The organism is Streptomyces sp. MBT65, from assembly GCF_016612545.1.
GTDB lineage: Bacteria > Actinomycetota > Actinomycetes > Streptomycetales > Streptomycetaceae > Streptomyces.
The window spans coordinates 1-11,225 of record NZ_JAENRY010000249.1 but is presented as its reverse complement, the minus strand read 5'-3'; the positions used below and the strand labels follow the sequence as shown (position 1 = coordinate 11,225).

General features: G+C 68.1%; 9 protein-coding genes and 2 pseudogenes. 3 read left to right on the top strand and 8 right to left on the bottom strand.

Annotated elements, in window-relative coordinates; translation table 11 throughout:
• Window positions 1-320: 320 nt before the first annotated feature.
• The 3 genes and pseudogenes from JHN63_RS38525 to JHN63_RS38515 form a co-directional block, all read right to left on the bottom strand.
• Window positions 321-1,054: pseudogene (locus tag JHN63_RS38525) on the bottom strand (TIGR03557 family F420-dependent LLM class oxidoreductase); the annotation flags it as partial.
• Between the two features lie 86 nt (window positions 1,055-1,140).
• Window positions 1,141-1,482, bottom strand: coding sequence for a hypothetical protein (locus JHN63_RS38520; RefSeq protein WP_200689761.1), 342 nt, complete (start codon window positions 1,480-1,482; stop codon window positions 1,141-1,143).
• Window positions 1,483-2,071: 589 nt separating this feature from the next.
• Window positions 2,072-2,422, bottom strand: coding sequence for a PRC-barrel domain containing protein (locus tag JHN63_RS38515; protein WP_200689760.1), 351 nt, complete (start codon window positions 2,420-2,422; stop codon window positions 2,072-2,074).
• A 1,009-nt stretch (window positions 2,423-3,431) separates the two neighbouring features.
• On the opposite strand from JHN63_RS38515, the pseudogene JHN63_RS54850 reads away from it, so the two are divergent.
• The 3 genes and pseudogenes from JHN63_RS54850 to JHN63_RS38505 form a co-directional block, all read left to right on the top strand.
• Window positions 3,432-3,597, top strand: a pseudogene (locus tag JHN63_RS54850) (phage holin family protein); the annotation flags it as partial.
• Complete coding sequence (locus JHN63_RS38510) at window positions 3,594-4,061, top strand: DUF3618 domain-containing protein (RefSeq protein ID WP_200689759.1); 468 nt, start codon at window positions 3,594-3,596, stop codon at window positions 4,059-4,061. The pseudogene JHN63_RS54850 and the gene JHN63_RS38510, both read left to right, overlap by 4 nt.
• A gap of 126 nt (window positions 4,062-4,187) precedes the next feature.
• A complete protein-coding gene (locus JHN63_RS38505) occupies window positions 4,188-4,439 on the top strand; it encodes a hypothetical protein (protein WP_200689758.1) in 252 nt (83 codons plus the stop codon).
• Window positions 4,440-4,553: 114 nt separating this feature from the next.
• Here JHN63_RS38505 and JHN63_RS38500 read toward each other — a convergent pair whose 3' ends face one another.
• The 5 genes from JHN63_RS38500 to JHN63_RS38480 form a co-directional block, all read right to left on the bottom strand.
• Entirely contained in the window at window positions 4,554-6,422 is a 1,869-nt protein-coding gene (locus JHN63_RS38500) for an RICIN domain-containing protein (RefSeq protein ID WP_234478334.1), read from the bottom strand.
• A 54-nt stretch (window positions 6,423-6,476) separates the two neighbouring features.
• A complete protein-coding gene (locus JHN63_RS38495) occupies window positions 6,477-8,231 on the bottom strand; it encodes an amylo-alpha-1,6-glucosidase (protein ID WP_200689757.1) in 1,755 nt (584 codons plus the stop codon).
• Window positions 8,232-8,285: 54 nt separating this feature from the next.
• A complete protein-coding gene (locus JHN63_RS38490; protein ID WP_200689762.1) occupies window positions 8,286-9,110 on the bottom strand; it encodes a carbohydrate ABC transporter permease in 825 nt (274 codons plus the stop codon).
• 11 nt (window positions 9,111-9,121) lie between these two features.
• Window positions 9,122-10,093: a carbohydrate ABC transporter permease gene (locus JHN63_RS38485; RefSeq protein WP_200689756.1), complete on the bottom strand. Its 972-nt coding sequence runs from the start codon at window positions 10,091-10,093 to the stop codon at window positions 9,122-9,124.
• Between the two features lie 20 nt (window positions 10,094-10,113).
• Window positions 10,114-11,225, bottom strand: a 1,112-nt coding sequence (locus tag JHN63_RS38480; protein ID WP_200689755.1) for an extracellular solute-binding protein, incomplete at its 5' end; no start/stop codon positions are given.

Here is an 11,225-nt window from a genome sequence, read left to right as displayed (position 1 = left end):
CGCGGACACGTCGATGGCCATCCGCCGGCCGGGCCCACGCAGACAGCGCTCGATGGCCGTACGCATCTGAGGGACGGACTCCAGATCGGCCTCGCCCCGCAACGCGACCGCCGGGCGGATCCAGCGTCCACGCCGTTCGGCGACCTCGAAGGGAACCACCGTCACGCACCTCGGCTCATCGGACCGGCTCATACGGCACTGGCAACACCGGGGGCTTGGGCGCACCCGAAGCCTACTCCTGGCACGCCACGCTAGGCGCGTCGCGGCAACTCCCGGCATGGGCAGGCGGGTTGGGAGTATCCGCGCCGTCAGTGGCAGGTTCACGTGAATGGAGACCCCTGCTGCTGTTGGCTCACCCCACACTGGTGGTCGCCGTCGATCTGGACCAGCGCGATCTCGGTGAACCCCGCGTCGACGTAAGGGCGTACGGCCTCGACGACCGCGTCCGCGTCGTCTCCGCAGGGGATGGACTCGGCGACGTCCTCGGGCCGTACGAACTGGGTGGCGCTCGCGAACGCGGCGGGACCAGGGAGTTCGGAGTTGACCGGCCAACCGCCGCCGAACCTGCGGAACTGGTCGTGGGCGCGGGCGATCGCCGCGTCGCGGTCGGTGTCGTAGCAGATGGGCAGTTGACCGACCTTGGGTTTGCCCGTGCCGCCGTGGGCCTCGAACACGGAGATCAGTTCCGGTCGGGGTTCCGACGCGATCAGCAAGTCGGCCAGTCGGTCCGCGAGTTGGCAGGAACGGTCGCCGGAGACGGCGACACCGACCGGCGGGGGCGCGTCGGGCAGATCCCACAACTTTGCGATCTCCACGTCGACATGGGCGCCGTGGTGGTTGACGTTCTCCCCGCGAGGAGCGCGCGGACGATCTCCTCCAGCCGCTCCAAGTGCACGTGCGCGGCGGGCGAACCGCCGCCCACCACATGCTCGTTGAGGTTCTCCCTGGAGCCGAGACCGAGGCGGAAGCGTCCCGGGGAGAGGAGTTGGAGCGTGGCCGCCTTCTGCGCGACGACCGCCGGGTGAGAGCGGGTCGTCGGGCAGGTCAGGTACGTCGTAGCCGATCTGCACCAGGCCGGTTGTCTCTTCGTGGGTCGGAGTCTCATGAGTCGGAGTGTCGTGAGGACGGCTCCCCGTCCCGTCACCGCTTCGTCGTGAGCCGCAGGTCGACCTCCTTCTCCTGGTCTCCCGACGCCGCGCCCCAGTGGTCCACCGCGAACGCCGTGCTCAGGGCTTCGAACAGCTGGTCCACGGTGACGTAATCGCCCTGGAGCGTGGCGGAGACCGAGCCCTCCAAGGAGATCGGATCAGTCGGAATCCGCTCCGACGTCGGCTCGAACTCCGCGCTCCACACGGCGGAGTTGTCGCCCGATTGCTCCTGGGGCACGTCGTCGGCAGGACGGTCGGTGGGGAACGCCGTCCGCAGGAGGCCGAAGACGGCGGCTGCGTCCTTGGGCGCTCCGGTGAGAGACACGGTGGCCATCGGGCTCACTCTCCTCGAACTTGAATACGGCGGAACTTGAAGACGGCCGAACTTGAAAGCGGCGGGACGCGGATGATCAGACGCACCCGGTCACGGGTGGCGACGGCGCACGGCCGAGCGGACCCCGCCTCGGCTCTCCCGGCGCGGGGGTCAACCCGTCGACTCGTCGGGCACGGGGTGCCCTGGACGTGTGCTGCCGGAGTGCGTGGCGCCTTTCCGCCCGGTGCCGGCCTCGTCCGTGTCGGGGATGTTCGGGTCGGGAATGCTCGGGTCCGGGATGTTGGGGTCGGGGACCTCCCGATCGCGCCCCTCCGGCTCACGCTGTTCGTCGGCGCCCGCCTGCTGATCGGGCGGGTCCCTGGGGATCGGCGTCGGTTTCGGCCCCCCTCCGTTTCCGGGGGCTTCCGGGCGGCGCTCGCTCACGGTGTTCTCGCTTTCTCGCGCAGGGTGGGTGTCAGGCGCGGGTACCCCGACGGCCGACGAAGATGCGGACCCCGGCGCTCCGGACCCTGGGTCCCGGACCGGGCACGGCGAAGGGCGGGCACCGGCAGAAAGCCGGTGCCCGCCCCTGTGTGCTGCGGCGAGGCGGTCAGGCTCGACGGTCTCCGTAGTAGCCGCCGACCTGCTCGTGGTAGCCGGCGTCACCGATGTGCTTGTCCTTGTCGAACTCGGGGGAGTTCTTGATCTCTTCCTTGGTGCGGCCGACGTGGACGGTCCGCTCGGCGACGTCGATGGTCGAGACGACACCGGCAGGGAGCAGAACCTGCTTGCCGAAGATCCACACTCCGGTGTCGACGACGATGTACGCGGCCCCGACGTCCTCGGAGTGCTTGTCGACCTTGCCGATCGAGCCGTCGCTCGCCTCGACCTTGAATCCGGTCAGGTCCGACCCCGTCTGGTGACCCGACTCGGCCTGGTAGCCCCACATGTTGTCCGTCATACAAAAACCTCCCCTTGCCGTGCGTGAAATACCGAGGAAGCCCGTCCGGAAATTCGGTGGGCGACCCTCGGCAGGTCGAGTGCCCACCGTTTTCCGTCTCACACACTTTTAGATTTCTCCTACGCGCCGGACGGAGATCACCATCGGGACGACGACGGCAACGGCCACCCACCACAGAATATGGATCGCGAATCCGGCGCCACTAAAAATCAGCGTGAGAAGAAGTACAAGAATCAACACAGCCATGTCGATTCCGCATGACACGGCGTATGCGGGTTACTCGGGGTCGTGCTGAGAACCGGAATCGTCACGGTGGCCGTGGGTGCCGCACTCTCAGTGGTCGGTGAGGCCGTCGCGATGTCGCCCTGGCGATGGACGGCGGGGGTGCCGCCGGACACCGGGAGCCCGTCCTCCTCGACGTCCTCACCAACCCGGACGAGATCTCCGTAGCCGCCGAACGCGACCATGCCCGCCCGGGATCCGCGAAAACTGATCCGGGGCGGGCTGTGGTCATGGCTGACCGTGCGGTACAAGAGACACGGGTCAGCGGCGACGCAGCATCATGACGACAGCGACGATGACAATGATGACGACGACAGTACCCAGGCCTATGTACACGAGTTTCTCTTTCCTTCGGAGAACAGCACCCATCGGTGCGGCAGAGAACCGAGTGCCCCCGTCAATTCCTTTCATTCCACTCCGGTGATCCTGTTGCCCCGCCGTGGCATGAAGGCCGGTCATGGTCCCCCATCGCCCGATAAACGACCGGGACCATGAACGCGCCGAAAAACCAATCACGGTGTCTGCTCCGACCAGCGGTGAGACGCCGTTGCCCGGGTACACGGACACAGGATCGAACACCGACGAAGGACAGGTGAGCACCCATGACCGCAGAGGGTTCCCCACGCACCGACAGCGGGGCACAGGAACCGGTCGGCGACCTGGTCCAACACGCCTCGCAACAGTTGTCGCGGCTGGTCCGCGACGAAATGCCCCTGTCGCGGGCGGAGTGTGGGCGGCGGCGCTGATCGCCACCGCAGTCCTGGCCGCCGTCACCGCGCCGATGGCGGCTCTCGGCAGGCGGCAGATCGGCAAGGCATCCCCCGACACCGGAACAGACCATCGACAGCGTCAAGGCCGACGTGGCCGAGATCAAGGAGAAGGCACACCGATGACCCAGGACAAGCCGTACACGGGCGATGAGGCCGCACCCTCCACGGAGGAACTGCGCGAGCACGTCGAGGCGACCCGCGAGGAACTCGGCGAGACCGTCGAGGCGCTCGCGGCCAAGGCCGATGTCAAGGCCCGCGCCCAGGAGAAGACGCACGCCGTCAAGGAACAGGTCGAGGAGACGACGGCGCAGGCCGAGGCCCACCTGCGGGACAAGACGTCAGAAGTGATCCACGTGATGCAGGACAGGACCCCGGAGCCGGTACGGGCCAAGGCCGCGGCGGCCACGGAACAGGTCCGCGACAAGGCAGTTCACGCCGGTCGGCTCGCCTGGGAGAGGACCCCGGAGTCGGCACGCGAAAAGGCCGGCCAGGGTCTGCGAGCGGCACGGGCAAACCGCGCCCTGCTCACCGCGACAGGCACGCTCGTCGCACTGCTGCTCATCCGCCGCTCCAGGAAGCACCGATGAAAGCGAGCAAGGCTGCTTGCAAACCACTCGGCATGGCCCTGGGGGCCCTCAGCGGCATGCTGGCCGGTGCGGCGTTCAGGCAACTCTGAAAGCGGCTCGGCCACGACGACGACACCCCCGCCGCAGGTGGCGAGCATCATCAACGCCCCGCCCCGGACGGCGAGTTGCCGGGCGCGGATGAGCGCACCGGCCACGGCGGTCCAGATGATCCAGGTGGACACCGAGTTGGTCGCCCGCACCAGCGGGGGTGTCGCCCCGTTCAGGTCGTACGTCGCCCGGCCGAGCAGCAGCCCGAAGACCACGGTCGCGGCGAGGACGGTGGCAGGGGCGTCACGTCGGGACGTGGTCGTGGTAGCCATGCCCGCGTACTGCACATGACATATACGCTCAATGAATAGCCATCAGATCACGAGGCGAATCCAGACCTGTCCCGGTCGAACGATGTGAAGGGACATGTGAACCGCCCCTCCACATCGTCATACGTGAGAGCGGTCAGCTCTTGCCGAGGAGCCGCCAGATCTGGTTCTTCTTGGTGCTCAGCGCGCTCGCCGCGTCGCAGGTCCACTGGTGGACCAGCGCGCCGGCGGCGGTCGAGACACCGGTGACGTCGACGCACTTGCCGCTGTGGACGGCGACGAGTTGGTAGTCGTGGGTGTTGCCGAGCGCGGTGACGGGGTTGAGGGTGAACCGCTGGTTGGTGGCGCCGTTGCAGGTGTATTGGATGACGGCGGCGCCGTCGGCCGTCGACGCGCCCGAGACGTCCAGGCACTTGCCGCTCAACTCGTCGACCACCGTGTAGGTGTTGGTCGTGCCGCTCACCGGCTTGAGGTCGAGCATCTGCTGGTACCCGCCCTCGCAGTAGTACTGCTGGTACTGCGTGCCGTTGGCGGTACTGACACCCGTGTCGTCCAGGCACTGGCCGCTGTTCTGGCTCACGGCGACCGTGGAGACGGTGGTGTTGGACGGGGGCAGCAGAGTGACGGTGTAGCCGTCCTTGGCATTCGTCCAAGGGAGGCTCACCGAGGCGGAGTTGCCGCTGACCGTGAGGGTCGTGTCGGAGATCGTCTCGGGGCCGGTCACCGCGGCCCCACTGTTGTACGGGATGCGCTGGACGACGGCGCGGACCTGGCTGTTCGTCACGACGGACGTGGTGTTGAGCCCGGTCAGATTGACGGTGACGGTACCGGTGTTGCCGCTGCTGCCGAGCAACACCTTTGCGTTGCCCGCCGAGTTGTCCTTGGTGGCCAGCCCGTCAGTACCCGTGCCGGCGGTGAGCTTGACGATGTTGCCGGTCTGCGAGCCGTAGTAGCGGTACATGAACCACTCGCCCAGCGGCAGGTATTGGCCCGCGCTGTTCTTGGTGAGCAGGTTCGCCTCGTTGTCGTGCAGTGCGGTGCCGGAGGCCCAGTTGCCGCGCAGGCCGTCGGCGCCGGCGCGTTCCAGGCGGCCGATGAACCAGGCGCCGCCGCCCGGGGACTGCATGGACAGGGTGGCGTACTCGTTGATCTGGTAGGCGCGGGTGTTGGTCAACCCGGCTGCGGAGAGCGTGGAGTTGGCGCGGCCGACGTCGGTGGCGGGGTCACCGGGTTCGTCGTGCCAGCTGTAGATGTCGGGCGCGACGTTGTTCGCCTTGACGTAGGTCAGATACGTCGTCCACCAGCTGTTGGAGGAGTTCGGCTGGCCCGCGATGCTCGGGCCGACGATCAGCTGGGCGGGGAAGGCGGCGCGCACCTTGGCGTAGAAACGCGACCACATCGCCAGGTACTGCGTCTGCGAGGCGCCCCAGAAGCCGCTGCCGTCGGGCTCGTTCCACAGGTCCCACTCGACCGTCATGTTGTTGGCCTTGACGTCACTGATGAGTTGGGTGGCGAAGGCGTCGAACTGTGTCCAGTCGCCGTTGTCACCCGGCCAGCCCTGACTGGTGGTGCCGTCGGCGCCCCACAGGTCGTGCGGGAGCAGGACGAAGGTGCCGCCGAGGGCAGCGGTTCGCTTGTACTGGGCGAGAGTTGAGGCCCAGCGGGTCTGGTAGTCGGCGAGGCTCGTGGCGTAACCGCCGCTGTTGAGCTGGGCGCCGCCTGCCCGCATGAAGTGCCACTTGATGTCGGTGAAGAAGTGGTCCTGCGGCAGCGAGCCGTCCGGGGTCATCCCGTAGATCATCCCGGAGGCGTGGTACGTGGGGGCGCCTCCGGCGGTGGAGAAGTCGACGGTGACGGAGGTGTCGGCGGCGTGGGCCGTGGTCGCGGGGAGGGTGAGGGCGGCGAAGGAGGCGAGGATCGCCGCGACGACGGCGGTCCTGCGGCCTCTCGGAGCGGCTGGTCCGCCGGTGCGTCCGGCTGGGGAACGGAATCGAGGTATGCGCATGTGCGGGTCTCCCGAAAGGGGAACTTCCTGGGCGCGGCTCGCCCAGGGGGTCTGTCAGCCGACGGCCTCCGTGGCCTCGGCGCGCCTCAGCTCGTGGGCCTCGGCGAGGAGCAGGTAGCTGCTGGCGGTCCAGGTGTAGGCGCGGTCGCGCAGGCCTACGCCGGTCAGGGCGTCGAAGTTCTCCGCGAAACCGGAGGTCTCGCACAGGGCGCGGAAGCGGGTGCTGATCTCGTCCGCGAGACGGTCATGTCCTGCGCGGCGCAGGCCGTCCTCGATCAGGACGGTGGACGGGGCCCAGATCGGCCCGCGCCAGTAGCCGTCGGCCAAGTAGTGCGGTGAGGTGGGTAGTTCGGTGGCGAGGCCGTGCGCGGTGAGGTGTGCCTCGATGCGTTCGGCCAGCGCTTCACCGATGCGCTCGGGCAGGTGCTCGCCGAGCACGACGGGCATCAGGTCGAGCAGGCTGGAGCTGGTCCAGGTGGCCCCGCTGTGTGCCGAGCGGGCGACGAACCGGTCGCCGGTCCACAACTCGTCGAACAGCGCGGCCTGCGTCGCGTCGGCTGTCCGGGTCCACTTGCGTGTGTCGTCCGGCAGCCGCAACTCGGCTGCCAGTACGGCGAGTTCACGCAGTTGGAGGATGAGGAAGGCGGCGAGGTCGGCGCTGACGATCACCCGCTCGGGGTCGAAGGTGGTGGCGTTGTCCCAGCCGCTGTCGTTGCCGTGCTGGTAGTGCGGGAGGGCGGCCCCGGGTGCGCGCCGCATGGTGAGCCAGAACTCCGTCCAGCGGGCGAGTCGGTCGTAGACCTCGGTCAACTCGGTCTCGCCGAGCGGCTGTTGCAGTCGTCGGCGCAGGTGGCGCAGCGCCCAGCCGTGGATGGGGGGCTTGACGAAGTTGTAGAGGATCTCCGAGTGGGTCACCGAGTCGGGCAGCGCGCCGGTCTCGTCCTGGTGGTCGAAGGGCAGCGAGAACTGGTCCAGGGCCAGCTCGGGCGAACCGGGCGCCAGGGCAAGGGCGTTGAAGCAGTGGTCCCAGCTCCAGACCTTGTCCATCCAGTGCTTGGACATCAGGACGGCGGGCCGGGTGACCAGCCCGGCCGGGCGCACGGTCGCGGACCACACCACGTACGCGGCGAGTTCGGCGGCCGGGGTGTCCGGCGAGCGCCAGGGTGCCACCGTGTCGACGAAGGCCTCGAAGGAGCGCCGGACGGCGGTGACCACCTCGTCGAACGTCGCCGGGGAGGCGTACGGGGGGCGCGCCGTGTCGAGTTCTTCCACGGCCGCCTCCCAGACACCGTCGGCGCCCGCGCCGATCGTGACGCCGCGACCGGCACGGCCCAGTAGCTGAGCACCGGCGATGTCGGTCACGCTGCCGGACAGGACGGTGATCCGGTAGCGGCGACCGGTCTCGTAGGAGGTGAAGACGTGCGCGTCGGCCACCGGGTCGTGGAAGAAGTACGTGCCGCTGAACGGAGTCAACTCCCCCGCCGCCGCACTGACTTGCAGCCCGAGACCGGTACCGCGCAGCCGCACGGTGTCCGGCGACTCGTAGGCGAGGTCGACGCGCCCGCCGTCACCGGTCCAGCCGAGCAGAGCCGGTGTCGCCCGCACGCGAACCCTGGCCCTCTCCCCCGTCACCGGGTCGAGGGGGACGAGGCTCAGGACGGCGTGCATACCGTTCTGGTGCGAGACGAGATGGAGGTCCTCGGCGCGGGTCTTCTCCGCGAGCACGGGAGAGATACCGAACCAGGATCCGTACGTGCTGAACGGAATGTCGTGGACGGAGAAGGCCGGGCCGGAGCAGGCGACGGTCATGGAGGCGTGACTCGTTTCTCAACAGGGGTTCTACGGCGGAGAAATGACGGGACGTCAGTCCTTGACGGCGCCGGCCGTCACGCCCGCGGCGACGTAGCGCTGGGCGAGGACGAGGATCACCGCGGCGGGCAGCGAGGCCACGACGGCGGTCGCCATGATGGCGTTCCACTCCTGGTTGTTGTTGCCGATGTAGTGGTAGATGCCGAGGGTGATCGGTTCGTGCGCGCCGCCGTTGGCGAGGGTGCTGGCGAAGACGAAGTCGGACCAGGACCACAGGAACGCGAACAGCGACACCGTGACGATGGAGTTGCGGCTCATCGGCAGCACGATCGACCAGAAGGTGCGCACGGGCCCGGCGCCGTCCGTCTTCGCGGCCTGGAGCAGTTCGCCGGGGATGCCGGACATGAACGCGGTGAAGATCAGCACGGCGAACGGCACGGCCAGCGTCGAGTCCGCGACGATCAGGCCGGGGACCGACTGGAGCAGGCCGAGGCTGAGGTAGATGGCGTAGAACCCCATCGCCATGATGATGCCGGGGATCATCTGGGCGACCAGGAAGAGGAAGCTGAGGACACCGCCGCCGCGTGGGCGGAGCTTGGCGAGTGCGTAGCCCGCGGGCGCCGCCAGTGCCACGGTGACGACGACCGTGCCCAGACCGATGACGAGGCTGGTGCCGAGATAGGGCAACTGCTGGTCCAGGACGGCTCGGTAGCCCTCCAGGGTGCCGTGCAACGGGATCAGGTCCGGCGGGCTCTTGCGCATGTCCTGGTCGCGGGTGAAGGACACGTTGAGCATCCAGTAGACCGGGAAGAGCATCACCGCGGTGAACAGAACGCCGATGGCCGTCTGCCACCACGTGCGGTTGGTGCGTCGGTTCATGACCGTGCCGCTCATGACAGTGCCTGCTTCCGCTGGACCCGGACGTAGACCAGGCCGAACACCAGGGCGGCGACCACCAGCAGGTTTCCTACGGCCGCTCCGGGGCCGAAGGCCGGCAGGAGGTTGCCGAAGCCGAGCTGGTAGGACCAGGTGGCGAAGGTGGTGGAGGAGTCGGCCGGGCCGCCCTTGGTCATGATCCAGATGATGTCGAAGACCTTGAGCGTGTAGACGAGGCCGAGGAGGAGGGTGATCGCGGACACCGGGCGCAGCAGCGGGAAGGTGATCCGCCAGAACCGCTGCCAGGCGTTCGCGCCGTCGAGGGCGGCGGCCTCGTAGAGGCTCGCGGGGATGGACTGGAGGCCGCTGTGGAGGACCACCAGGTTGAACGGGACGCCGATCCAGATGTTCGCGATGATCACCGAGGCGAGCGACCAGCCCGGCGCCGTCAGCCAGTTGACCGGTCCGATGCCCACAGCGTGCAGGACGGCGTTGACGACTCCGGAGTCGCTGTTGAGCATCCACGACCAGGTGGACGCCGACACGATCAGCGGCAGCAGCCACGGGACGAGGAAGAGTGCGCGCAGGGTCGCGGAGAGCCGGAAGCGCTGGTTGAAGAAGACCGCGAGGGCCAGACCGATGGCGTACTGGAAGACCAGGCACACGGTGGTGAAGACCACGGTGTGCAGCAGGGCCGGGGCGAAGGTCGGATCGTCCAGGACCGTGCGGTAGTTGGCGAAGCCCGTGAAGGGTGCGTCGCCCTGGACGAAGGACCGGACCGTGTAGTCGCGCAGGCTCAGGTCGATGTTGCGGTAGAGGGGATAGGCGTAGAAGAGGACGAGGTAGAGGGTCACCGGGGTGAGGAAGCCCCAGGCGGCCCACTGCTGGGAGGTGGGGCGACGCCGTGCCCGGGGCGGTGCGGTGGGGGCCGCACCGCTGTGGTGGCGCACGGGCCGCCGTTGTGGCACTTGGGTCATGTGACTCATCAACTGGCCCTGGTCTCTGATTACTTGACGGCCGACTGGGCGGCGGACAGCGCGTCCTTCGGCGACTTGGATCCGCTCAGCGCGGACTGCACCGCCTTCCACAACTGCTCCGAGATCTTCGGGTACTTGGTGCCCAGGTCGTCGCTGGTACGCCCCTTGGCCGTCTTGACCGCGTCGACCCAGGGCTTCAACTCGGCGTTCGCGGCGACCTGTTTGTCCTGGACCTCGGTCGTGGGTGCCACGTACGACAGCGTGGTGTCGGTGTTGAGGAGGTTGTCGGTGCTGGTCAGGCAGGTGACGATCTTCTGTGAGGTGGTGTAGCGGGCGGTCTTGCCCTGGACTGGGATTGTGACGAACTCGCCGCCGGTCGGGGCCGCCGCGTTGCCGCCGTCAGCTGCGGGAACGGGGACGACCCCGTACTCGAAGCCGGCCTTCTTGGCGTTGGCGAGCTGCCAGGTGCCGTTCTCGCTGAACGCGTAGTCGCCGGTCGCGAACTCCTGCCAGCTGGTCGTCTGGGTGTTGTTGAGGACCGAGTTGGGGGCGTAGCCGTTCTTCAGCCAGTCCTTCCAGAGGGTCAGCGCGGAGACCGCCTTGTCGGAGTCGAGCGTGGTGAGTTGGGCGCCCGATCCCCAGTACCAGGGCAGGAACTGGAAGGTGCCCTCCTCCGTGCCGATCGCGGAGAACGCGATGCCCTTCTTGCCCGCCTTCTTGACCTTCGCGAGCGCCGCCGTCAGCGACTTCCAGTCCTTGACCGAGGCGATGTCCACTCCGGCCTGCTTGAGCACCGCCTTGTTGTAGTACAGGGCAAGGGTGTTGGCGCCGATCGGCATGCCGTACGTCTTGCCGCCCGCCTGTCCTGCGGCCAGGAGGTTGGGGTTCACCTTCGAGGTGTCCAGCTTGTTGTCCGCGGTCGTGGTGAGGACGCCTGCCTCGGCGAGGGTCGACACCACGGGGTTGTCGACGATGAGGACGTCGGCGGAGTTGTCCTGCTGGGCCGCCAGGAGCGCCTTGTTCGCCAGGTCGCTGGTGTCGAACGCGGTCCGCTTGATCTTCACCCCGGCCTTGGTGCCGCAGGTGTCGAGCAGCTTGGCCCACGCGGAGGTCTTGTCGAACTGCGGGTACGGGTCCCAGA

Bases quoted from the DNA above. Each gene is read 5' to 3' on its own strand.
- JHN63_RS38520 (WP_200689761.1), bottom strand. From the start codon at position 1,482: ATGGCCACCGTGTCTCTCACCGGAGCGCCCAAGGACGCAGCCGCCGTC.
- JHN63_RS38515 (WP_200689760.1), bottom strand. From the start codon at position 2,422: ATGACGGACAACATGTGGGGCTACCAGGCCGAGTCGGGTCACCAGACG.
- JHN63_RS38510 (WP_200689759.1), top strand. From the start codon at position 3,594: ATGACCCAGGACAAGCCGTACACGGGCGATGAGGCCGCACCCTCCACG.
- JHN63_RS38500 (WP_234478334.1), bottom strand. From the start codon at position 6,422: ATGCGCATACCTCGATTCCGTTCCCCAGCCGGACGCACCGGCGGACCA.
- JHN63_RS38495 (WP_200689757.1), bottom strand. From the start codon at position 8,231: ATGACCGTCGCCTGCTCCGGCCCGGCCTTCTCCGTCCACGACATTCCG.
- JHN63_RS38490 (WP_200689762.1), bottom strand. From the start codon at position 9,110: ATGAACCGACGCACCAACCGCACGTGGTGGCAGACGGCCATCGGCGTT.
- JHN63_RS38485 (WP_200689756.1), bottom strand. From the start codon at position 10,093: ATGAGTCACATGACCCAAGTGCCACAACGGCGGCCCGTGCGCCACCAC.